The following is a 23,225-nucleotide window of genomic DNA, read 5'->3' as shown; positions in this document are numbered from 1 at the left end:
AGGCGACAATTGGAGCAAGAGTATGAGGGAGCTTTTTGCCGTAGCGCCCTGGCTGGTGGAACGCCTGCAGGAGGCGGAAGCAAACAGTAAGGAAGCCATAGCTATAGTTGAAGCCGTAAGTGCCCATAACCACCTGAAGGTCCTGCGGGCCTTCCAGGACCTGGGGGTCACCGAATACCACTTCCAGGATTCTACAGGCTATGGTTATGGCGATCTGGGGCGGGATACGCTGGGGAGACTTTACGCCGCTATTTTTGGCGGAGCGGCGGGACTGGTCCGGCCGCAGGTTGTTTCCGGCACCCATGCCCTGACCCTGGCCCTGAAAGCCATCTTACGCCCTGGTGATACCCTGCTGGCAGCCTGCGGCCGTCCTTATGACACCCTGGCGACAGTAATCGGTCTGGGTCCCCGGGTACCGGGTACCTTGAAGGAATGGGGGATAGGGTATCGGGAAGTTCCCCTTGACCCTCAGGGGCGTCCCGACCTGGCCGCCCTGGCGGCGGCTGTAGTAACTGTGAAACCGCGCCTCTGCCTGATCCAGCGTTCCCGGGGCTATGCCTTGCGGCCTTCGCTGGGGATAGCCGATTTGGAGAAAATAATTGACGTTATTAAAAAAACCGGTGAAGAAACCGGACAGGAGACTATTTGCCTGGTGGATAATTGTTATGGCGAACTGGTGGAGGAGAATGAACCGGGGGAGGTGGGGGCTGATCTCATTGTCGGCTCGTTGATTAAAAACCCGGGCGGCGGGGTGGCACCGGGCGGGGGTTATGTCGTCGGCCGGGAAGACCTGGTAGAAGAGGTGGCGGCAGTCCTGACGGCCCCCGGCCTTGGTGGTGAGCTGGGAGCCTTTGAAAACAAACGTCTCTATTACCAGGGGCTGTACCTGGCCCCCCTGGTGGTGCAGGAAGCCCTGAAAGGAGCCATCATCGCTGCCTCATTTTTTCAGGGCTTGGGTTTCGCGGTGGACCCCCTGCCGCTGGAACCACGACGGGATATTGTCCAGTGTTTGCTCCTGGGAAGTAAAGAAGCATTGCTGGCCTTTTGCCAGGGCTTGCAAAAGGGTTGCCCGGTGGAGGCCATGACCAGGCCAGAACCGGCGGCCCTGCCAGGTTATGAGGACCCGGTTATTATGGCCGGGGGAACCTTCATCCAAGGTTCTTCCATCGAACTGAGCGCCGATGGTCCCCTGCGGCCGCCCTATGCCGCTTTTTTGCAGGGGGGACACGCCTACCCCTACACCAGGGTAGCCCTCCTTATGGCAGCCCAGGAGATGATAAACCGGGGCTTGCTTCAGGCCAGGCGCCGATAGAGGCCGACTACTTTACCCAGGATGGTGATCTCCTGGGTAATAATGGGCTGCATGCGGCTGTTGGCCGGTACCAGTTCGATGTGATCGGGATGGCGGTAGAAATATTTAACGGTGGCTTCGTCCCCCAGCAGGGCGGCGACAATATCACCGTTTTCGGCTGTATCCTGGGGCCGAACGATGAGAAAATCGCCGTCGAGGATGCCGGCTTCAATCATGCTGTCGCCCCGGACCTGCAGCATAAAGGCGTCTTTCGTCCCTGCCAGATCAGCCGGCAGGGGATAAACATCCTCGATATTTTCAACGGCCAGGATAGGCTGTCCGGCGGTTATTTTACCCAGCAGGGGTACAGAAACCATGTTTTTTACCTGGGTGGCAGCAGGATAGGGAGTCAGGAGTTCGATGGCCCGGGAGCGGGCCGGATCGCGGCGGATGTAACCTTTCTTTTGCAGCTTGTTCAAGTAATTGTACGCCGTCGAACTGGAGCGCAGGCCGGTAGCTTTACATATATCCCGGATCGAGGGTGGGTAGCCATTTACCTCTATGAAGTGGCGGATATAGTTGAGAACCATCTGCAGTTGGGGTGTTAAATCCGGTTGCAAAGCAAATCCCTCCGTCTGGGATAAAGTCCGGCCCGATTTCAGGCTTTCAGGCCTGGTATGCTTTAATATTAACATACTTTTTATTCCCAAACAACAGTTTGAAAGCCGGAGACAAAATATTTTCTGATTATTATTTTTGCAGGGATATCCCCGTTTAGTTCTCTGATTCCGGATAACTTCCCATAATAAGTATTATGTTAAGTAATAAGGGGAGATAACAAAAATACTGGTGCTCGGGCACCGGTAGCACTGGTAAAGGCTAGATTTACTTATTTAATTTCTCCCTTTGGACTCAAGCATGGCCAGACCCTGGGCAATCACCGATTGCACCGCCTGGCTGCATCAGGTTCCCGCGGGATTTTTCGTCAGGCATTCATGACCGGTATTAGCGCCAGTATGTTTCTGGATATCCTTCAGGTTATGACAGCATTGCCTGGTGACGATATGGTGCAGGATCTCCTTATCGATGACGTTTTTGCAGTAACAGATGAACCGCGGTGATTGTTCCTTGAACCATACGGGTACCCGGACCATGTCTTTAGTAAAGATGCTGCCGTCATCACCATAATAGACCACCTGGCACTCCGGTGAAAGGCATAGATTATAGTTCGTAGCCTGGAGTTTTTCTTGCGCTTCAGCATTAAGTAAACTAGCCACGGTAATACCGGCGACCCCTTTACCAGTACGGCCGCATGCGGGACAAGGTTTGCGGCTCTGCTTTTGCTCGCTCCGACAGACTTCAGAAACCAGGGCCTTTCCCCTACCTTTCCAACATAGGGATATATCTTTTCTTCCCCATGACATTTTTATATGCCGGCCGGAAGATGCGACCGCCGCTTATTAGCTCTTCCAGCCGGTGGGCACACCAGCCGGCGATCCTGGATATAGCGAAAATCGGTGTATATAACTCTATGGGGATGTTAAGCATTTTATAAACAAAGCCGGAATAGAAATCGACATTGGGGGCAACGACTTTATCGACCTTTTTTTCGGCGGTAAAGAGTTCCGGCGCCATCTTTTCGATAGCCTCGTAGAGACTGAACTCATCCTCCATCTTCTTCTCCCGGGCCAGTTCTGCCGCCTTTTGCTTTAAAAGAACAGCCCGGGGGTCCGACAGGGTATACACCGCATGGCCTATCCCGTAGATTAAACCACTACCGTCAAAGGCTTCTTTACGCAAGATTTTAATCAGGTAATCCCTTAATTTTCCTTCGTCGTGCCAGTCGCCAACGTTTTCTTTGATGTTTTCGATCATTTCCATGACCTTGATATTGGCCCCGCCATGCTTGGGGCCTTTCAGGGAACCGACGGCAGCGGCAATTACAGAATAGGTATCTGTCCCGGTTGAGGAGACAACATGGACGGTAAAAGCCGAGTTGTTACCACCGCCGTGTTCGGCGTGGAGGACCAGGGCCAGGTCTAGCAATTCGGCTTCCAGGGCCGTGTACTGGTTATCAGGCCGGATCATATAAAGAAAGTTCTCTGCCGTACTTAATTCCTCCTGGGGCAGATGGATGTAGAGACTCTTATTATCATAGTAGTGAGCCTTGGCCTGGTAGCCGTAGGCCACCATAATAGGAAAACGGGCGATCAGGCTAAGGCATTGCCTGAGGACATTGCGGATACTGAGATCGTCGGCGTTCCTATCATAAGTGTAAGCTGCTAGGACACTCCGGGCCAGTTTATTCATAATATCATTACTGGGGGCCTTTAAAATCATATCTTCGACAAAACCATCGGGGAGGGCCCGGTGTTCGGCCAGAAGGCGGGTAAATTCCATCAGATTTTGCCGGTTGGGGAGTTCCCCAAAAAGCAGCAGGTAGCTAACCTCTTCAAAACCGGCGCGCCCTTCCTGCTGGAAACCCCGCACAATATCCCAGATGTCAATCCCCCGGTAGAGCAGGCGGCCGTGATCAGGGGTCCTTTCTCCTTCGTCAAGGATGTAGCCGTGGACTTCCCCGATTTCCGTCAGGCCCACGAGGACACCGGTACCGTCTTTATTGCGCAGGCCCCGTTTAACGTTATACCTTTCATATAACTCCGGATCAATAGTATTATTCTTTTCCGCCAGCTGGCAGAGATAGTCAAGGTAGGCTCTGGTATCCATATCTAATTTATCCACCTCTCCCTGTAGTCTTCCTTTATCTTTATCTGCTGTTTTATTTATTTTCTGGCCCGCGTTCGGGATCGATGATTACCTGGTTACCCCGGATGCGGTGTAGCTCCCGAACCCGGACTTTTGCCCGCCGCTCCTGGTTGGGGCCACTGCGGTGGAGCCGGAAGCGCCTGGGCATGCTTTCCCTCCTTTACCGTCATTTATGGCCTGAATTTCTGGCGCTAAAGGTAGTTTGTGCAGTTAGTGCCTCATCTACGCAGGCATTCTTGAGTATTATGTTAACAACAATGGTATAGCTTGAGCTATTGGGTATGATAATAACAGTAAAGGGGGGGATTTCAGGTGTTAAGAGCCCGCTTGGCTATGAGGTCACGCCGCGAGCAACGACGAGGCTGGTCCTGGTGGCTCACCCTGCTGGCTTATCCCATGGGCTTGCTCGACGGTTATTTGTTAAACTGGTGGCTGCGGCGCCGCCAGGAACCCGCCGGTTAACCCGGGGCTAAGCCCCCTCCTTTTTAAGGTTTATATTTAAAGCCAGGCTCGCCCAGAGCCTGGCTTTAAATATATTATTGGTAGCCCTACGGGGATTCGAACCCCGGTTACCGCCGTGAGAGGGCGGCGTCCTAGGCCACTAGACGATAGGGCCTCAACCGAAGGATATTATAGCACAGCTTTTCCGGCTTCGTCAAGACATAGATCCTGCACCAGGGCGATTTCGGCACCATATTCTTCGTAATCGTGAACCGGTGTCTCCAAAAGCAAGGGTAGTTTGCCGAGGAAGGGATTATTAACTATGGCAGCTATCCCCTCCCGTCCCAACTCCCCTTTGCCGATGCCAGCGTGGCGGTCTCGGTGGCTACCCAGAGGGGCTGCGGAATCATTGAGGTGCAGGGCTCGGACTCGCTCCAGGCCGATTTTATCTCCCAGTTCCTGCACCAGCTGGCGACAGCCGGCCGTTGTCCGCAGGTCCCAGCCGGCGGCAAATAGATGGGCCGAATCCAGGCACACCCCTATTTTAGCGGGCCAACCCAGTCCGGCCAGGATATACTGCAAGTCAGCAATGCTGCCTATCTCTTTTCCCTGGCCGGCCATGGTTTCGAGTAAAAGCATGGGGCCGGGCACGGGGATGCTCAGGTAAGCCTCCCTGATTATCTGGATGATCCGTGCCAAAGCAGCTTCACGGTTACCATCATGATGGCCTGGATGGGAAATTAAATATTCGCCGCCTATGGCTGCCACCCTCAAGGTATCATCATGCAGGACCATCCGGCCAAACTCCTGCTGCCTGGCAGCGGCAGCCCCTAGGTTTATCGTGTAGGGCAAATGACCGGCAATGGGATAGAGATCAGCCTGCTGCCGGGCCTCCTTCCAGGCGGCAATCTCGGCGGCCGGGACCTGCCGGGCAGCCCCGCCCCGGGGATTGCGGGTAAAGTACTGAAAGGTATTGGCGCCGATGCTGGCAGCCAGGGCCGCTGTTTTGGGCAGACCTTTAGCTATAGAGAGATGGGCACCCAAACGCATATCTCTCACTCCCTCTTCTATTATTTTATTTCTGCTATTTTATTTCTGCACCGGACCTATTTTCTCATTACCCAAGAACCCCTGTCAAGAAATATAATCCTGACCTATAACCATGGTCGTCGTCACCCATGAAATGGGTTTTGCCCGCGAAGTGGGCGAACGCAAGATTTTATAATATCGTCCTTGACCCCTCCCGTTAAAAAAGGCCACCCTGGCAAGGGTGGCTAATCTTTATAAGGCTAGAGGAGGTATGAGGGGAGGTACTACTTGCTGGTGTGCGGCGGCGGTAGTTTACTTAAATCCAGCTGCTCCAGACGACCTAAAATCTGATCGGCTTTAGCCTGAGTTAGCTTGCCTGCGGCTACAGCCTGATCTAACCGGCTTTTGACATTACTAACCAGCTGGCTTTTAACCTGCTCCAGGGTGAGACCCTTGGCGGTGGCCAGTTGCTCCAGGGTTTTACCATCTTTAAAATCCTGGTGCAGTTGCTGGGGCGTAGTTCCCAGGACGCCGGCCAGTTCGTCTACCAGCCGGTGGTGCCAGACGGCAGCCCTGCCCTTATGACTGAGGGGCCAGGGCCAGTGACCGGCATCCAGGGCTTTTTTCAATTTGGCAGCGCGATTGCTGTCCATTAACCCCTGGCTCACGGCAGCGTCTAAAGCCTGCTGGCCGGCAGTTTTCATATCGGCCTGGAGCTGGCTCTGATCAATTCCCAGCACCCCGGCCAGCTTTTCCAGGTAGAGCTGCTGCAGGCTGGTGCGGGGTTGAGCTGTCGGCTGGCCCTGGGCCATGGCTACGCCGGTGGAGACCAGGAGCAAAACCAGGGCCACGACTAAAATCAGGCTTAAGAGACGCTTCCTTTTACCCCTATCACCCATAAATTCACCTCCCTTCTGGCCTTTATTCTATCTCTCGATGGTTAAAATTAGATGAGATTAACCTGAGAATAAGATAAGAAATCATCCTGGTAACAAAGGGAGATGCAGCAAATAAAACCCTGTTTTAATGGGCCTTAATCAGAAGATGGTGAAGTTCGGCAGCAAGTTTATATTCTCTATAACAGCAGCCAGATGCCGCGGCAGAATAAAGTTTAACCATTAACTAGGGGCAAAGTGATTGTAAAGGTAGTGCCCTTCCCTACTGTACTTTCTACCCCGATTTGACCTTGGTGCTGCTCAACTATCCAGCGGGCTATGGCCAGGCCCAGGCCGGTCCCGTCGCTGCCACGCATAGCATCAGCCCGGTAAAACCGGTCAAAGATGTGCTCCAGGTCCCGGGGCGCAATACCTGGACCGGTATCCCTGACCTTAATTACCAGGCATCCGGTTTCTGTTGCAGCAACCAGGTCAACCCGGCCCTCGGGCGGGGTATATTTAAAGGCATTATCCAGTAAGATAAAAAAGAGTTGTTTCAAGAAATCCCGGTTACCGGTAATCATCGTTCCAGTTAAAGCTTCCAGACCGGTGGCTATAAAAGCCGCCTGGCCCAAAAAGGGTGCCTGGCGGGCTATCTCTTGCAAAAGGGGTTGGACAGCCAGGGGTTCACGTTTGATTTCCTGGCCGGCATCGGCCCGGGCCAGGGTCAGGAGGTCATTCACCAGCCGGCTCATGCGCTCGGCCTCACCGGCAATATCGGCCAGGGCTTCCTCCGGCATGGCGTCACCGCGAACTTGCATTTTTCGCAGGAGATCGACATTCCCGCGGATGGTAGTCAGGGGAGTCCGCAGTTCATGGGAGGCGTCAGCTACAAAGCGGCGCTGAGCACGATAGGCTTCCTCCAGGCTGGTGTAGGCCCGCTGGAGCCGGGCCAGCATGCCGTTAAAGGTGGCTGCCAGGTGACCGACTTCATCCATAGGGCCTTTATAGGGGACGCGCTGATCCAGGTCCTTGCCCTCCCCTATTTGTTCGGCTACCCGGGTCAGGCGGTTGATGGGCTGCAGGGCTGTCCGGGCCAGGATATAGCCCAGGGTAGCGGCTATAAATACTAAAAGCAGTCCCAGTAAGAGCAGTACCCGCCGCAGGTTACCCAGGGCCTGCTGGACCGGGCTCAACAGGCGAGCTACCTGGAGCAGGCCTACGGGCTGGTTTTGTAGTAACAGGGGTACATTGTAAATTCTGAGGGAATGGTTTCCGACCACATCGGTTTCAAAAAAGGCAATACCCTCGCTGGCCTGGGTCAGGGTTTGGGGTCCCAGGGGCAGGGATTGACGGCCCAGATTATCCGACCGGGTGACGACAAAACCATCGATGTCCACGATTTGGATAAAAGTATCCGGGGCGGAGAAAACATTAACGTTGGGCAAGGTGATGCGTTGCTGACGCAGATTACCCTCGACTTTAAAGGAACGGACTACCTCCTGGGCACGGGTGACCAGGGAACGGTCGATTTCGTTAGTTAGATAATGTCCCATTAGGAGGTAGACAAGGATTCCCAAGATAACGAAGGTGAGGCCCAGGGTAATGGTAACTAGCAGGGCCAGGCGTACCCGCAGGCTCATGACCGCTGCTCCTTGAGGGCATAGCCCACACCCCGGACGGTCTGAATTAGGCGGGGTTCGCCCCCGGCTTCTAACTTTGACCGCAAGTAGCCAATATAAACCTCCAGGACATTGGATTCGCCACTAAAATCAAAACCCCAAATTCGGGCCATCAGTTCATCCCGGGTCAGAACCCGTTGCGGATTCTGAAGAAAATAGAGCAGGAGTTCATATTCCTTGGCCGTCAGGGTGAAACTTCGCTGGCCACGGAAGCCTTCCCTGGTGGCGGTATTCAGGGTCAGATCGCCATATTGTAGGACCTCGGCCTCATTTTCCCGGGGATGGCGCCTTAAAAGGGCGCGGATGCGGGCCAGTAATTCCTCCAGGGCGAAGGGCTTGACCAGGTAATCATCGGCCCCGGTATCCAGTCCCAGGACCCGGTCGGCGGTATCGTCCCTGGCAGTCAACATTAAGATAGGGATATCGCTGCTGGCGCGGATTTGGCGACAAACGGCCAGGCCGTCCATGACCGGCAGCATTATATCGAGGATAATCAAGTCCGGCTTTCCTGCCGCCAGGGCGAGAGCCTGGGTACCATTGGTGGCCACTTCCACCTCATAGCCTTCATAAGTAAGGGCTCGTTTAAGCATGGAAGTAATTTTAGTATCATCATCAACAACTAGAATCCGAGTCCGCAAGGGTTACACCCCCTCTAAGTTGTTCTAAATATAACGCGGCCTCCATTTACCTGTCAAGGGCGCAATGTCTGACGTATGCTCCTATAAAGAGGCGTCATATCTAGAATGAGGTAGACCTTTTGCCGCGGTAATTCAGTGGGGAAATCCAGAAATATCGTACTGATGCGGGTTTTAGATGCGTCAGCGTTGAAGGGCAATCAGGGCAACCAGTGCTTGACTTTGCCCTGGTTCTGTGCTAATATAATTTCTGCACGAAAAAATGATGCGGGATGGTGTAGCGGTAGCACCCATGACTCTGGATCATGGTGCCTAGGTTCGAATCCTAGTCCCGCAGCCAGTAAAAAGAAGGCCTAGCTGAAGGAAAGCTAGGCCTTCTTTGTGGCTTTCTCGGGGCTGGCGGGTACAGACTCCAGGCTCCATGGTTCTCGGCTAGTAAACTTGGCGCTAAGTATTGCTCGGCGACGGGGGTGGCTGGGCTTTATCCCTTTGATCAATCATGACGGGGCGTGCTACTTCCCGTTCCTGAAACGACGTTACGATCCCCATCCCGTTCACCGTCACCTCACTACGGCTTCGCACAAGTATCTAGCGCCTTGAACCAAGTCGCCTTCCGTCTGTACCCGCCCAGTCCTTCCCTAGCCTACTAAACACTAAACTTCCGTGGTTATATTTTCCCGGATCCACCTGGCAGCCTGGTGCAAGCGTTCCAGGACCGTTTCCCGGCCTAGGAGTTCCATAATCTCGAAGAGACCAGGTCCCATGGTCCGGCCGGAGATGGCCAGGCGGGTAGGATGAAAGAGCTGCCCCGTTGATAACCTTTTTCTTTCGGCCAGGTTACGGTAGGCTTCTTCGGCCATCCGGGCATTAAACTCGGGTAAAGCGCCTAACTCTTCCCTGGCCTCTTCCAGTAAGGTCGCTACCCCGGGCTTGACAAAGTATTTACGAACGCCTTTTTCGTCATAACTGGTAACCTCAGTAAAAAAGTAACTAGCAGCATCGGCCACTTCAGCCAGGGTCTTGACCCGGTCCCGGACGGCACCAACAATGGCCCGGACATGGACATAGTCCTGCTCTGGTAACGGATCAGGCAGGAGCCCTTTAGCCTGGAGAAAAAGCAGAGCCAGCCGGGTAATGCGGTCCAGATCACCCTCCCGGAGGTAATGGCCGTTGATCCAGGTCAGCTTTTTGGTATCATAAATGGCGGCGTTTTTAGAAACGCGTTCCAAGGAAAACCGGGCTACCATCTCCTCTAGGGGAAAGATCTCCTCCTCCCCTTCCGGCGACCAGCCCAGGAGGGCCAGGTAGTTAATAATGGCTTCCGGCAAATAGCCCTCATCCCGGTACTCTTCGACTGACGTGGCCCCGTGGCGTTTGCTCAGCTTACTGCGATCGGGGGCCAGGATCATGGGTACGTGGGCAAAGGCCGGTAATTCATAACCCAGGGCTTGGTAGACGAGAATCTGCTTAGGGGTGTTGGAAAGGTGTTCCTCAGCACGGATGATATGGCTGATGTGCATTAAATGATCATCAACCACCGTGGCAAAATTATAGGTGGGCATGCCGTTGGATTTAAAGATAATGAAATCATCAATGGTCTCGTTTTCAAAGGTTACCTCCCCGCGGATCAGGTCCCGCACCACGGTAGAACTTGTCTCTGGTACAGCCAGGCGAATAACCGGTTGCCGGCCCTCCTGCTCCAGGCGGGTCCTGTCGGCCAGGGTAAGATAACGGCAGCGGCGGTCATACATGGGCGGACGGCCCTCGGCCTGGGCATGTTTACGCCGTTCAGCCAGTTCCTCGACGGTACAATAACACAGGTAGGCTTTACCCTTATTTAACAGGCGGGCGGCCTCCCGGCGATAGATTTCCAGGCGCTGGGACTGCAGATAGGGACCAAACTGGCCTCCCTTCTCCGGGCCTTCATCCCAGTCTAAACCCAGCCAGTTCATGGCAGCCAGGATTTCTTTATAAGAAACCTCGGTGGAACGTTCAGTGTCTGTATCATCAATACGCAGGACAAAGGCTCCCTGATGGTGCCGGGCAAAAAGCCAATTAAATAAAGCTGTACGCGCCCCACCGATATGCAGGCTGCCGGTGGGGCTGGGGGCAAATCGCACCCGAACTTTTTCCAAGTAGCAACACTCCTATCTAAGTAACTTCTGGTATTGGCCCGCCAGGCGGCGGGCCATAGTTGCCGCTGTCAACGAGACGGCGTTAAGGCGTCCCTGCCGGCCCAATTCCGCCCGCAGGTGGGGATTGAGAACCAGCTCCCGGACGCGGCCGGTGAAGACTTCTAGATCTAGCGGGGTTAAGAAACCATCCCGGCCGTCGTCTACCATTTCCTGTACGCCCCGGGCCTTGACAGCGACCACCGGTAAACCGGCAGCTTTAGCTTCCCCGATTACCAGGCCCTGGGTTTCCGTCAGGGAGGCAAAGATGAACATGTCGGCCCCGGTATAGACAGCCGGCATCTGTTCAAAGGGGAAGGAACCGGCAAAGGTTACCGCCCCTCCAATACCCAGGTCCCGAGACTGGTGCTTTAACTCCTCTTGCAGGGGACCACTACCCACCAGAACCAGATGGGTAGCTGGTACTTCTTGATGCACCCTGGCAAAGGCCCGCAGGACAAAGGTAATATTCTTTTCCTGGCCCAGGCGGCCGACGTGGAGGAGGATGATTGTTTCCTCCGGGAGCTCCAGGTGACGGCGTAACCAGGTGGGATCAATACTCTGGAAACGCTCCAGATCTATTCCTGTGGGAATACTAACTACCGGTACCCGGAGGCCGTTTTCTTGCAGGTAATGGGCGATGTTATGCGTCGGGACGATCACCAACTGGCAACGATTACAAAAAGATATTGTATAATTCCTTACTATCCGGCCTAATAAACTGGGCGCCAGGGGAAAATAATGGATATATTCCTCGTAAAGGGTGTGGTAAGTAGCCACCAGAGGCAGGCCTAGTTTACGGGCCATCCTGGCCCCCAGGCGCCCCAATAAAAAGGGCGAATGGACGTGAATCAAATCAACCCCCAGCCGGCGTAAATTGCGGGGAAGGCCGGGGGCTACCGGGATGGCCAGGGCGAATTCTTTAAAGGTGGGGGCCCTTAAAGAACGAAAACGGTAAATATCTTTTTCCGGCTGGTAGTTACCGTAGTCAGGGGCAAAGATGGTAACCTGATGCCCCAGGTTCCGGAGTTCCCGGCTGAAGGTAACTACCGAGCGGACGACCCCGCTGGTATAGGGCAAATAACTGTCGCTAAAGACGCCAATATGCAATTAAGGTACCCCTCTCTTAAGGGGTACTCCTGGCTACGGCCTGGACAATATCATGGCGCCGTACCAGGCCAACCAGGCGGTCCTGGTTGGTAATAGGGACTTGCTTGATCTTCCGGTCACTCATTAACCCGGCGACCTCGGCGATAGTGGCTTCTTCGCTGGCAGTAATGATCCTGCGGGTCATAATTTCTTTAACCGGCCGGGAAGTTAAGGCCTGGATCTTACTATTCAAGTCACCGGTATCTTCCAGGACAAAGACTGAATTAAAAAGGTCCACATAGACCGGCCGCCGTTGCCGGATGGTGGCCATAATATCACCATCGGTGACGATTCCCTGGAGCTTTCCTTTATTATCCACCACTACGGCACAGGTAATCCCCTTTTGTAAAAAAAGGTCGATCACTGTTCTGATGGTATCCTCCGGGTGGACTACGGCCACATCAGTTGTCATAATGTCCCGGGCCAGGATCATGGTTCTCCCTCCTTATTAAAATTTATTATATCACTATGGCCGCAAGGTAGCCACCACCCGCTTGGGCTTTAAGAGAAAATCAAGGGCCGGCAGGATGCCGGTAAAAACGACATCTGCGGCCATCACGGCCCGGCCGGCTGCTCCCTCGGGACCAAGGACGAGCAAACCTAAGGCGGCCCGGGCGAGCATCTGGGTATCGTTATGGCCATTGCCAACGGCCGCTGTATGCTCCGCCCCCAGGGCAATCACCAGGCGCTCCTTGTCTTCGCCGCCGTTTAAAGGATCAACCCTACTCAACTGTACCGGCAGGTCCCGGCAGGCCCGGGCCGCTGTCCCAAAGGTATCTGCAGTCAGCACATAAAGCCTGGTGTCAGCCGCCAGATATTGGAGACGTGCTGCCACTCCCGGCAGGAGCTCCCCGTCGCAGGCCAGGGTACCGTTAAAATCCAGAACCACCTGCTTAATGGTAATTATTTTTTGCCCGGGCATCTGGTAAGTCAGCATTGCTTCTCCCCTGCCAAAAATATTTATAATCTTCTTCCGCTCCAGCAGGATTTATTAAGGGCTGAACGAAATAGATTTAGAGAGACCATTAATAAGGAGGTTGGTCAGGATGTTTGTCCGCGACCATATGACTCCCCATCCCATTACCGTAACTAAAGAGACCTCGGTCCTGGATGCCCTGGAGCTGATGAAGAAGAATAAAATTCGGCGGTTACCGGTGGTCCAGGACGGGCGCTTGGTAGGCCTAGTTACCGAACGGGATATCCTGCGGGTCTCCCCTTCCCCGGCTTCTACCCTGAGCGTTTTTGAGGTCAATTACCTGGTGGCCAAAATGACCGTCAAGGATGCTATGATCAAGCGTCCGGTTACCGTTTCTCCGGAGATGACCATCGAAGAGGCGGCCCTGTTAATGCGGGAGCATAAGATCGACAACCTCCTGGTAATGGAAAAGGACAAACTGGTGGGTATTATTACCCAGACCGATCTCTTTGAAGCCCTGATCAAACTCTTTGGCCTGCGGCGACCAGGCATCCGTTTGACCCTGGAGGTAGTCGATCGTATCGGCGTGCTGGCTGATATCGCTCGGCTGGTCAAGGAGGCCGGTATCAATATCATTAATGTCGCCAACCGTCATAAGGACGAGATCCACACCTACGTCGTTCTGCGGCTGGCGACGGATGATGTGAGCAAGCTCATTCCAGTCTTGGAGGAGCGGGGTTACCGGGTCGTCCACGTCAGCCCCTACAGCGGGTAAACACCTTGCTTAACTAAGGACTGGAGGCCTATACCCGGCTAGACGCAACTAGCAAACTCAGGATTTCATTGCCCTGGCCCTATACGGGCTGGGATTTTTTTAGCCGCATTTACTAAAACCGCAACTGCAGGTAACGCATCCTTCCTGAAAATACAGGGAGGAACCGCACTCCGGGCAGATACCCCGGGTAATGAGCTCGGCTTCTTCGGTGGCGCTCAGGGAATGGAAACCAGGGGTCCCAACATCAGCGGTGGCACCGATCTCGGCCAGGGCTTTACTATCGAAATCAGGCGGTAACTGGTAAGGACCGTGGTCATGCCAGTTTTTAAGCTCCTGGGCCAGGACGCGGCCAATGATATCGGGACAGGACTTCCCGATAATGCTCTTATCGGTGGCCCGGCGGCGTAAGAAATTGGGGCAACTGACGGAGGTCAGCTGGTCGATGATGGCCTCGGGAGCGATGTTAGCCCGGAGGGCCAGGGATATTAGCCGGCTGACCCCTTCGGTGAAACCACTGCAGCCACCGGAGGAACCGGTGGTGGCGAAGGTTTCGATTAAGCCCTCCTGGTCGTAATTGACGGTGATATACATCTTGCCGCAACCAGTCTTGACCTGCTCGGTGACGCCGCAGGTACGTTTCGGCCGCGGCCGGGGATAGGTTTTTTGCCGATCGGGCTCGTTAGTCGTTTTGCTCGTGCCGGTGACCAGGACCTCCTTTTCCCGGCTGCCGGAGCGATAGACGGTAACTCCCTTGCACCCCAGGCGGTAGGCCAGTTCATAGGCCCGGCGCACGTCCTCCCGGGTGGCTTCCGGGGGGAAGTTAACGGTTTTGGAAACGGCGTTGTCAGTACTAGCCTGGAAGGCTGCCTGCATGCGGATGTGCCATTCCGGGCTGATCTCCAGGGCGGTCACAAATACCCGGCGCATTTCTGGCGGAATGGCGGCAATCTCTCGCACCCGGGTCCCGGCGGCGATGCGGTTGAAAATGGCCTGGCCTTCTTCCGGGGTAAAATTGGTTTCAATGAAGGCCTGGAAAAAGGGATTGACCTCCACCAGGCTGGCGCCATCCAGGACGTTTTTGGTATAGGCCAGGGCAAAAACCGGTTCAATACCGGAGGTGGTACCAGCAATCATGCTGATGGTACCCGTCGGGGCAATGGTCGTGCAGGTAGCGTTGCGCAGCTGCTGGCCACGGTAGATGCTTTTCTCGATATTCGGGAAGCTGCCCCGTTCCCGGGCCAGTTCCGCTGAGGCTTGGTGGGCTTCCTTCTGGATAAAGGCCATAACCTTCCGTCCCAATTCAACGGCTTCTTCGGAATCATAGGGCAGCCGGAGTTGAAAGAGCATATCGGCCCACCCCATGACTCCCAGGCCGATCTTACGGTTACCCTGAACCATAGCCGTAATCTTTTCCAGGGGGAAATCATTAATTTCAATAACGTTGTCCAGGAAGCGTACTGCCAAATGGACGGTAGCTGTCAGCTTGTCCCAGTCTACTCCCCCCTCCTGGACCATATTCGCCAGGTTCAGGGAGCCCAGGTTACAGGCCTCATAGGGGAGCAATGGCTGTTCCCCGCAGTTATGGGCGTAAATGCCGTTGGCGTCGAAGGCGTTGATACCGGGAACCTGTACGTCATATACGTCTTCAAAGCCATCAGCTTTGATGGCGCGGACTGTGGCTATAAATCGTTCACGATTCATTCCTCGATGGTAAGACGTAAGAAGTGTATTTAATTTCCTCGCCTTAGCGACATCGCCAAAACCGATGCGATCGGCGAAAAAGGCCAGGTTATCCCCGCTGATGACCAGCTCATGCTGGGCCTTGATTTCATACTCGCGGATACCTCCTTTACCATCGGGCAAGGGATGCTTACCGGCTGGACGTCGTTCGACATAAATGGTGCTGATAATACCCAGGCGCAGGAGCATGCGCTGTACGGTTTGCAAGAGTTCAAGGTTACTTTGGGCCAAACGGATACTAACACCCTTTTGCTGGCTCCCCTGGACTGAGGCATCGCAGTCAAACAGACCGCGCAGGAAGCCCCGGTAGCCGTCTGACGAAGCCCGTTCTATTGCTGGGGTAATGATCTTGGCCCCGGGTCCCATACCCATTTGCCTGGCCAGCATTTTCAGGCTGGCTGATTTGAGGCGGAATTCGCCGCGTCCTTTAACGGGCAACCACCCGCGGAAATCAGAGCGATGGGGTAAGCGGCGGGTATGGTCTAAAGCCAGTCTCATTACGGCATCCGGACCTTCATTGGCCGGCAAACCGTTTACTACCTGTTCTCCCAGCCAAACTGAAAGGATGGCAGTCTCCTTTTTAAGGACGCCATCACCGACCAGGAGACCGAGGAGGTAACCCTCACCCTCAGTTAATTCGCCGGGCCAACCTGCCAGGGGACGGTGGTTATGCAGGACAATTTGATCGCCAGGCTGCAACTCTTTAACTGGGACCCATTCGGAAACAATACGGTAGCGCGTCCGGTCCTCAACACGTAGCACACGGTGGTCAGCGGTGAGCCGGACACTGTATCCTTCCCAGGTGCGCAGACTGACGACCGGCTTTGTCCCCGTCTTGAAGAAGCCTTCTCTACCTGTGGTGTAGGGCCTGCCGTTGACTAATGCTGTAAAGGGCTGGCCCACCAGTTCCCAGACCTGGCGTGGACCTTCGGTGGTAGTGACCCACGTGTCGCCCGTGACACAGGGGTTGGTAGCCTCGATCGCCCCCAGTTCCGGCGTAGGGTTATCCTGGTTGAGACGGTCCAGGAAGATAATACCCGGTTCGCCGTTGGCCCAGGCGTGGTTGACGATCTCCTCAAATACCTGCTGGGCTTTGAGTTTTTGATATACCCGGCCGCCGAACTGCAACTTATAATAATCGTCCCGGGCCAGGGCATCCATAAATTCTTTGGTCAGGCCTACGGAGATATTAAAGTTAGTTAGTTCGTTATTATTTTCCTTGCAGGAGATAAACTCCAGGATGTCCGGGTGGTCGACCCGCAGGATGCCCATGTTGGCGCCGCGCCTGGTGCCCCCCTGTTTGATGGCCTCAGTGGCGGCATTAAAGACCTTCATAAAGGAGACGGGGCCGGAGGCTACGCCGCCGGTGGAGCGGACAGGGCTGTTTTTGGGACGCAGGCGGCTGAAGGAAAAACCTGTCCCACCCCCGCTTTTATGGATCAGGGCGGCGTCCTTGACGGCAGTAAAGATGGCATCCATACTGTCGTCGACAGGTAAGACAAAACAGGCCGAGAGCTGGCCCAGCTCCCGGCCGGCATTCATCAAGGTCGGGCTGTTGGGGAGGAAATCCCAGTTGGTCATGAGCTGGTAAAAACGGTCAACGTAAGCCTCCACCTCCTTTTCTTTTAGGGAGGGATTAAAAAGCCTTTCCGCCCTGGCAACGGCCGTTGCTACCCGGCGAAACATATCCTCCGGTGTCTCCACCGGGGCGCCATTTTCCTTTTTGAGATAACGTTTTTCGAGGATCACCCGGGCATTATCGGTAATTTTCATCTTGTCACCATCCATGATATGACATCGCATACAATTAGTAGAAGTTATCTACAATGTTATCCACTTTATCCACTGGTTACGATTCACGCTACAGGTAAATGGATGCTGAAGCAACTCCCCTCCCCCACTTTACTTTTAACCTTTATTTTACCACCATGGCCGGCAATGATACGGTTGCTTAAAGTCAGACCCAGGCCGGTGCCGTTCTCCTTGGTGGTATAAAAGGGTTCAAAAATTAGCTGGAGCTGTTCCGGGGCGATGCCGGGGCCGGTATCGACGATAGTAGTCACAATTTCCCGGTCATCCTCATCCAGGTAGGTAGTAATGATAACTTTGCCCCCCGGTCCGGCGGCCTGAAGGGCGTTAGAGACAAGGTTCAGGATTACCTGTTTGATCTGGGCCGGATCAAGGCAGAGCAGGGGCAAATCGGGGGTCAGGTGCTGCTCCAGCTTGACTTCGTGCATAATGGCCTCCTGCTCAGCCAGAAGCAGAGCCTCGGCTACCAGCTGGTCGAAGGAGACAATTTGCAGCTGGGGCGGGGAGGGTTTGGACAGGGAAAGGAACTCCTTAATAATATTATTGATACGATCGAGCTCGTCTAACATAATGTTAAAGTATTCCTGCTCGGCATCATGGGGGTCGTATTTGCTTTGGAGTAGTTGCAGAAACCCCCGGATGGAAGTCAGGGGATTACGGATTTCATGGGCCATACCGGCGGCCAGTTCGCCGATAATGGCCAGTTTTTCTGTCAGATAATCCCGGTCTTCCTCGGGAAAGGAATAAATCATCGATCCTCTCACTCCTCGGAACTCGACCTCACCGGTATTACTTCCACATGATGGTCGATTTTTCCTTCCCCTTCACCATTATTGAGGTAGATTTTGTCCCAGCTCTTGTAAGACCTGCCCCAGCCTCTTTAGATTATCGCCATACCCGGCCCAGTCGCCCTGTTTTAGCCTATCTTGGGCTTCAGTGTAAAGGCGATAGGCTTCTTTAATAAGGATGGCCAGATTGCTGGTGGGAGCCGTTCCTGCCGGGGCCGGGGCGGGCGTGGACTGCTGGGCCGCCGGCGCCGGGGCACCAAAGACCGCCTTCAGGGCGCCGGATAGGGTAGGGGCCATGACGATTTTTTCCCCGTAAGCGACAACCACCTGGCGGAGTTCCGGTAGCTTGCTTTCCTGGGCCTGAAGGAAGATGGGTTCAACATAAAGGAGGGCACCCTTGATGGGGATCACCAGGAGGTTGCCCCGGATAACCTGGGAACCGTGCTGGTCCCAGAGGGTCAACTGCTGGGAAATAGCTGGCTCCTGATCAATCCGGGCCTCGATCTGCATGGGACCGTAAATAGCCCTATTTTTAGGGAACTGGTAAAGAAGCAACTGGCCATAGTGGGCCCCGTCATTGCGGGCCGCCAACCAGGCAATCATATTCACCTTATTGGCCGGTGTGAAGGGAAGCATTAAAATATATTCCGCCCGGTTTTCCCCGGGTAAGCGCATTATATTGTAGTAGGGCTCCATGGCCTGGCGTTGATCGCCAATCATTTCCTCGGCTATATTCCAGGCATCCTCTTTGTTGTAAAAGAGCATGGGATTTTCCATGTGATAATTGGTTAACATCTGCGCCTGGATAGTTAAAAGGTACGGGGGATAACGCAGGTGCTGTTGCAGTTCCGGCGGCATGGCTGTCAGGGGTTTAAAGACACCGGGGAAGACCTTGCTCAGGGTCTGGATTAAAGGATCCTGGGGGTCAACAATGTAATATTCGACAGTACCATTATAAGCATCAGTAATTACCTTGACGGCGTTGCGCAGATAATTAAAACCCTCCCGGTTGGGTTCAGAGTAGGGGTACATGTTCGTCAGGGTATAGGCATCCTGGATCCAGAAGAGGTGACCGCCGGCAACCACCAGGTAGGGATCACTATCATACTGCAAGTAGGGCATAATCTTGCGGGCTCGCTCCTGGATGTTGCGATAAAAGAGGATCTTACTCTGGGGAGTTAGCTCGCTGCTCATTAACAACCTGTAATCATGAAAACGAAAGGCGAAGACCAGCCGCCGCCAAGGGTTGTTAATAGCTACTCCTCCCTGCCCCTGGTAGCGGGTCTCGATAAAACTATCTTCACCAGCAGAGGAATAGTCGAATTCGGCTGCCGTACCGCCGGTAAGGACGTAATCACCGGTTAGTTCACCGTAGTAGATGCGTGGTTCCTTGATCTGAAGATCGGCACTGCTACGTACAGGCAGATCGCCGGTAATAAACTCCGGCTGGCCGCTGGCAGTAACGCTGTTGGCCGGGTTTATAGCCAGGCCGTAACCGTGGGTATAACGCATCTTTTCATTTATCCAGGTCCGGGCCCGGTCGGGCAGTTTGTTCTGGTCCAGTTCCCGGGCCGCCAGCATGACCTGCCGTTCCTGACCCCCGATGGTATAGCGGTCGACATCAATATCTTTAAATCTATAGTAAGGGCGGATCTCCTGGAGCTGGCTGTAGGTTTGCTGTAGGGGGCGATAGTCCCAGAGACGGATATTGTCCAGGGTGGCGGCTTCTTCCTGGAGATTGACCGGGGTGAGGTTATCCTGGGCCGGATATTCCCTGGTGGTAATCTTGTCCAGACCATAGGCCCGGCGGGTGAAGTCGATATTGTAGCGCAGGTAGGGTTCTTCGCGGGCGAATTCATTGGGTTCGACCTGGAACTTCTGAACTGCCAGGGGAACGACTACTACCAGCAGGGCATAGGCCAGGATAAAGGCGACGATGCCGGTAGTGACTAGTTTTAGGTTGCGCCGGAAGGCGTTGAGGACAATGATCAAGCCGCAAGCCACGGCTACCCCGGCCAGGATATTATAGCCGGGTAACAGGGCGTGGATATCAGTATAACTGGCGCCAAAGGCTACCCCCCGGGGGGAGCGGACCAGGTTCAGGGCCTGCAGGCGGAACCCCCAGGCCTGAATCAAAAAGAAGAGGGCCACCAGGGTAGAAAAGTGGACCAGGGGACGGGAAAAATGGCCCCGACGTAGGCCCAGGAGCTCCCTGGGGTTAAAGATAAGGTAGAAGCAACCGGTAACCAGGGCTGCCCCGGCTACCGCCGTAATCAGCAAGGTGTAGAGAAAGTGATAAAAAGGCATGGTGAAGATATAAAAGCTGATGTCCCGCCCAAAGAGGGGGTCGGCAACACCAAAGAGGGTAGCCTGCAGGTACTCCCGCACCACCAGCCATTGACCAGCTGCCAGGGGGCTGAAAATCAGGGCTCCAAGAAGGCTCAACAACAGGTACAGGATACCTAGGCGCTGGCTGGTAATGAAGCGGTTGACCAGGTATTCTTTGAAGGTCCAGCTATCACGGTTCTCTGGAGGTGTTAAATTGAGGCCCCGCCGGGTAAAAAGGAGATTCAGGAAAAAGAAAAGGAAGAAAAAGATAATTACTCCTAGCCGCAGTCCCAGGTCCGACAATAACCGAGTAATTAAGATCTGGCGATAGCCCACGGTGGCAAACCAGTACCAGTCGGCCAGTAAGTGGGAGCCCAGGTAAGCCACCAGCAGGACGCCAAGGATGAGGACTAAAAGGTATATCCGTAAACGGTTATAGTATTTCATGATTAAAACCTCCTGCGGGTTGTCCTTAAGTATTTCGCCACCGGCCGGAGGCATTCCTCCCTAACCAATAAAAATACCCCCGTTGCAACTTCGAGCGGGGGGCCGTCAAGATGCTCCTAGGGTTCCAGGGCCAACTCTACTATCCTTTGGACCAGGGCTGGGAAGTCCAGCCCCGCAGCCCGGGCGGCGTCAGGTACCAGGCTGGTCGCCGTCATCCCGGGGACGCTGTTGACCTCAATTACCTGGGGCTTCTGTCCCCCGGCGACAATAAAGTCGATGCGGGCAAAGCCGCGGCAACCCAGGAGGGTATAAGTCCGGCTGGCCAGGGAGGTGGCCTTCTGGAGAACGGCAGTCGGTAACCGGGGCGGGATCAGGTGCTCGCTCATACCGGGGGTATACTTGGCAGTGTAATCATAAAAACCGGTGTGGGAGATGATTTCAATCAGGGGCAGGACCCGTGGTTCCCGGTTGCCGAGGACAGCGGCGGTAATCTCTGGCCCGGCCAGGAAGGCTTCAGCCATAAAGCAGGGGTCGTATTGCAGCGCCCCGGTTATGGCCGGCTCCAGTTCCTTTTCCTCCTGGACAATAAAGGTACCGATGGTCGAACCCTGGGTCGGCGCTTTAATGACTACCGGCAGGGCCGGGTCCTTCAAAATGGCAGCTTTAATCTCCGCACCCCTGGCAGCATACTGGTCAGCAGTCCAGCTTTTAAAGGCTGGGGTGGGAATGCCGGCCTGGAGGAGAAGCCTTTTCGTCATAATTTTATCCATGGTAATAGCGCTGGTCAGGACCCGGCTGCCGGTATAGGGGATCCCCAGAACTTCTAACAAACCCTGAATGGAACCATCCTCCCCCGGCTTGCCGTGAAGGGCGTTAAAGACCACCTCCGGGGCAAAATCCTTTAACCTGGTGACCACCTCCTGGTCCAGATCAATCTCCTTTACCTGGTGTCCAAGATCAGCCAGGGCTGCGGCTACGGCAGCACCACTCTTTAAGGAAATCTCCCTTTCGGAAGACGGACCACCCATCAGGACGGCAATTTTCATAACTTTGATTAAAGCCTCCTCGGTGTATGCATTTGCTGATAATCTTTCAACCTGGCCAGCATGCGGGCTGAGATGCCGGCGGCCCCCATTTTTACCGGGGCATAACGGCCGTGAAAATCAGTACCCCCAGTCATCAGGAGATGTCGCTCGCGTGCCAGGCGGTAGAAATACCGGATGAATTCCCGGCGGTTACTCCCTAGATAATAATAGAAGACCTCTAAGCCGTCAATGCCTTTTTCCAGGATGGTTGTTAGCACCCGGGTGTCCTTGATGAGGCCCGGATGGGCGAGAACCGCGATACCGCCGGTGTTGTGGATGAGCTCAACAGCCCTGGGGAGGGGATTACCTTCATAGGGAATATAGGCCAACCCTCCGGGAGCCAGATAGTGCCGCAGAAACGCAACGGTTTCTTCCTGACCGGCGATATAGCCGTTCTGGCGCAAGACCTGAAGAAGGTGGTTTTTCCCCATCACTCCCCCGGGAGGAATAAGGGCCTGCACCTGTTCCCAGCAGATTTTGAAACCCAGACTCTGCAGGCGCTGGATGATTCGGTAGGATATTACTTGCCGTTCCCGGGAGATAGTCTCCAGGGCGGCTACTAGGGCCGGCGCAAAGGGATCAAAACCATAGCCCAGAAGGTGGATTTCCTGGCCGGCAACACTGGTCACCATTTCCAGGCCGGTTATGAGCTCCAGGCCGAGTTCCCGTGCGTATTTATATACCTGGTAGTAACCAGCCACGCTTTCATGATCAGTTAGACTGAGGGCTTTGAGGCCCAGCAGTTTAGCCTGTTCCAAGGTGGCCGCCGGCGGCATGCTACCGTCCGAGGCCAGGGTATGAATATGCAGATCGGCATAGACCAAGGACAACACCTCGAGTAAGCAGACACTACATGTATATTCTGCTTAGATGGAAAGAAACCTGCTGGAAAATAATAAAGTGGGTTGGGATATGGAGTTCTGATGCTCCCTTTTGAGTGATCGCGGGCCCTTGACTCTGAGGCTGAAAATGACTATAATGATAGTGCTGTAGGGGTGTAGCTCAACTGGTAGAGTAGCGGTCTCCAAAACCGTTGGTTGCGGGTTCGAGCCCTGCCACCCCTGCCAGAAAAATGTAAGGCGCCGCAAGGGTTGCGGCGCTTTCGCTTTTTAATTAGATTCTGCAGAAAGGGCCTTTTGGGAGCATTTTGGGAGCAAACAGGGGGCAATAAGGCCAATTATGGGCGATGTAAGGGAGCCAGCTCCTGCGAAATATTTTTGTAGCGTAAAGGGACCCCCACCTGGGTGGGGGGTCCCTTTGCTTTTTCCCTGATCCGGGATTGCCATAAGGGGCACGGC

General features: G+C 54.5%; 20 protein-coding genes and 3 tRNA genes. 5 read left to right on the top strand and 18 right to left on the bottom strand.

Annotated elements, in window-relative coordinates; all coding sequences use genetic code 11:
- Positions 1-22 precede the first annotated feature (22 nt).
- Positions 23-1,312: a methionine gamma-lyase family protein gene (locus tag SDD30_RS02770; protein WP_434073405.1), complete on the top strand. Its 1,290-nt coding sequence runs from the start codon at positions 23-25 to the stop codon at positions 1,310-1,312.
- On the opposite strand, the gene lexA is transcribed toward SDD30_RS02770, so the two are convergent.
- From lexA to SDD30_RS02750, 4 genes are all read right to left on the bottom strand, one after another.
- Positions 1,294-1,911, bottom strand: coding sequence for a transcriptional repressor LexA (gene lexA / locus SDD30_RS02765; RefSeq protein WP_434073404.1), 618 nt, complete (start codon positions 1,909-1,911; stop codon positions 1,294-1,296). The two genes, SDD30_RS02770 and lexA, sit on opposite strands and share 19 nt — an antisense overlap.
- A gap of 342 nt (positions 1,912-2,253) precedes the next feature.
- On the bottom strand, positions 2,254-2,661 hold the full coding sequence (locus tag SDD30_RS02760) for a (2Fe-2S)-binding protein (RefSeq protein WP_434073531.1): 408 nt from the start codon (positions 2,659-2,661) through the stop codon (positions 2,254-2,256).
- 10 nt (positions 2,662-2,671) lie between these two features.
- Positions 2,672-4,018: a citrate/2-methylcitrate synthase gene (locus tag SDD30_RS02755; RefSeq protein WP_434073403.1), complete on the bottom strand. Its 1,347-nt coding sequence runs from the start codon at positions 4,016-4,018 to the stop codon at positions 2,672-2,674.
- Positions 4,019-4,070: 52 nt separating this feature from the next.
- The gene (locus SDD30_RS02750; RefSeq protein ID WP_434073402.1) at positions 4,071-4,205 is read right to left on the bottom strand and encodes a hypothetical protein; all 135 of its coding nucleotides are present in this window, start codon (positions 4,203-4,205) and stop codon (positions 4,071-4,073) included.
- A 164-nt stretch (positions 4,206-4,369) separates the two neighbouring features.
- Between SDD30_RS02750 and SDD30_RS02745 the strand changes: the two genes are divergently transcribed.
- Entirely contained in the window at positions 4,370-4,519 is a 150-nt protein-coding gene (locus SDD30_RS02745; RefSeq protein WP_434073401.1) for a hypothetical protein, read from the top strand.
- Positions 4,520-4,597: 78 nt separating this feature from the next.
- Here the strand turns inward: SDD30_RS02745 and SDD30_RS02740 are convergent.
- The 5 genes from SDD30_RS02740 to SDD30_RS02720 form a co-directional block, all read right to left on the bottom strand.
- Positions 4,598-4,673, bottom strand: a tRNA-Glu gene (locus tag SDD30_RS02740).
- A 14-nt stretch (positions 4,674-4,687) separates the two neighbouring features.
- Positions 4,688-5,548 (bottom strand): deoxyribonuclease IV, encoded by an 861-nt coding sequence (locus SDD30_RS02735; protein ID WP_434073400.1) that lies wholly within the window; start codon positions 5,546-5,548, stop codon positions 4,688-4,690.
- 263 nt (positions 5,549-5,811) lie between these two features.
- Entirely contained in the window at positions 5,812-6,426 is a 615-nt protein-coding gene (locus SDD30_RS02730) for a hypothetical protein (RefSeq protein ID WP_434073399.1), read from the bottom strand.
- Positions 6,427-6,638: 212 nt separating this feature from the next.
- Entirely contained in the window at positions 6,639-8,045 is a 1,407-nt protein-coding gene (locus SDD30_RS02725; RefSeq protein WP_434073398.1) for a sensor histidine kinase, read from the bottom strand.
- The gene (locus SDD30_RS02720; RefSeq protein ID WP_434073397.1) at positions 8,042-8,722 is read right to left on the bottom strand and encodes a response regulator transcription factor; all 681 of its coding nucleotides are present in this window, start codon (positions 8,720-8,722) and stop codon (positions 8,042-8,044) included. The genes SDD30_RS02725 and SDD30_RS02720 overlap by 4 nt, the downstream gene beginning before the upstream one ends.
- A 263-nt stretch (positions 8,723-8,985) precedes the next feature.
- On the opposite strand from SDD30_RS02720, the gene SDD30_RS02715 reads away from it, so the two are divergent.
- Positions 8,986-9,059, top strand: a tRNA-Gln gene (locus tag SDD30_RS02715).
- Positions 9,060-9,372: 313 nt separating this feature from the next.
- On the opposite strand, the gene gltX is transcribed toward SDD30_RS02715, so the two are convergent.
- The 4 genes from gltX to SDD30_RS02695 are packed head-to-tail and all read right to left on the bottom strand — an operon-like array spanning position 9,373 to position 12,976.
- Complete coding sequence (gene gltX / locus SDD30_RS02710; protein ID WP_434073396.1) at positions 9,373-10,854, bottom strand: glutamate--tRNA ligase; 1,482 nt, start codon at positions 10,852-10,854, stop codon at positions 9,373-9,375.
- A 12-nt stretch (positions 10,855-10,866) separates the two neighbouring features.
- Entirely contained in the window at positions 10,867-12,000 is a 1,134-nt protein-coding gene (locus tag SDD30_RS02705) for a glycosyltransferase family 4 protein (RefSeq protein WP_434073395.1), read from the bottom strand.
- 16 nt (positions 12,001-12,016) lie between these two features.
- Positions 12,017-12,472 (bottom strand): CBS domain-containing protein, encoded by a 456-nt coding sequence (locus tag SDD30_RS02700; protein ID WP_434073394.1) that lies wholly within the window; start codon positions 12,470-12,472, stop codon positions 12,017-12,019.
- A gap of 33 nt (positions 12,473-12,505) precedes the next feature.
- Positions 12,506-12,976, bottom strand: a complete 471-nt coding sequence (locus SDD30_RS02695) for an HAD family hydrolase (RefSeq protein WP_434073393.1) — start codon at positions 12,974-12,976, stop codon at positions 12,506-12,508.
- A 109-nt stretch (positions 12,977-13,085) separates the two neighbouring features.
- Between SDD30_RS02695 and SDD30_RS02690 the strand changes: the two genes are divergently transcribed.
- Entirely contained in the window at positions 13,086-13,730 is a 645-nt protein-coding gene (locus tag SDD30_RS02690; protein ID WP_434073392.1) for a CBS and ACT domain-containing protein, read from the top strand.
- Between the two features lie 99 nt (positions 13,731-13,829).
- Here SDD30_RS02690 and SDD30_RS02685 read toward each other — a convergent pair whose 3' ends face one another.
- From SDD30_RS02685 to SDD30_RS02665, 5 genes are all read right to left on the bottom strand, one after another.
- A complete protein-coding gene (locus SDD30_RS02685) occupies positions 13,830-17,243 on the bottom strand; it encodes a ribonucleotide reductase barrel domain-containing protein (RefSeq protein ID WP_434073391.1) in 3,414 nt (1,137 codons plus the stop codon).
- Positions 17,244-17,326: 83 nt separating this feature from the next.
- Complete coding sequence (locus tag SDD30_RS02680; RefSeq protein WP_434073390.1) at positions 17,327-18,031, bottom strand: two-component system sensor histidine kinase NtrB; 705 nt, start codon at positions 18,029-18,031, stop codon at positions 17,327-17,329.
- Between the two features lie 78 nt (positions 18,032-18,109).
- Positions 18,110-20,842, bottom strand: a complete 2,733-nt coding sequence (locus SDD30_RS02675) for a UPF0182 family membrane protein (protein ID WP_434073389.1) — start codon at positions 20,840-20,842, stop codon at positions 18,110-18,112.
- Between the two features lie 116 nt (positions 20,843-20,958).
- Complete coding sequence (locus SDD30_RS02670) at positions 20,959-21,888, bottom strand: D-alanine--D-alanine ligase (RefSeq protein ID WP_434073388.1); 930 nt, start codon at positions 21,886-21,888, stop codon at positions 20,959-20,961.
- Between the two features lie 8 nt (positions 21,889-21,896).
- Positions 21,897-22,751: a PHP domain-containing protein gene (locus SDD30_RS02665; protein ID WP_434073387.1), complete on the bottom strand. Its 855-nt coding sequence runs from the start codon at positions 22,749-22,751 to the stop codon at positions 21,897-21,899.
- A 167-nt stretch (positions 22,752-22,918) separates the two neighbouring features.
- Here SDD30_RS02665 and SDD30_RS02660 point away from each other — a divergent pair.
- Positions 22,919-22,994: transfer RNA gene (locus SDD30_RS02660), tRNA-Trp, on the top strand.
- Positions 22,995-23,225: the final 231 nt, after the last annotated feature.

It is taken from the genome of Moorella naiadis (nom. illeg.) (assembly GCF_051020825.1).
In the GTDB taxonomy this organism is placed as follows: Bacteria; Bacillota; DSM-521; order Neomoorellales; family Neomoorellaceae; genus Neomoorella; species Neomoorella naiadis.
This window is presented reverse-complemented; position numbering and strand designations above follow the sequence as displayed.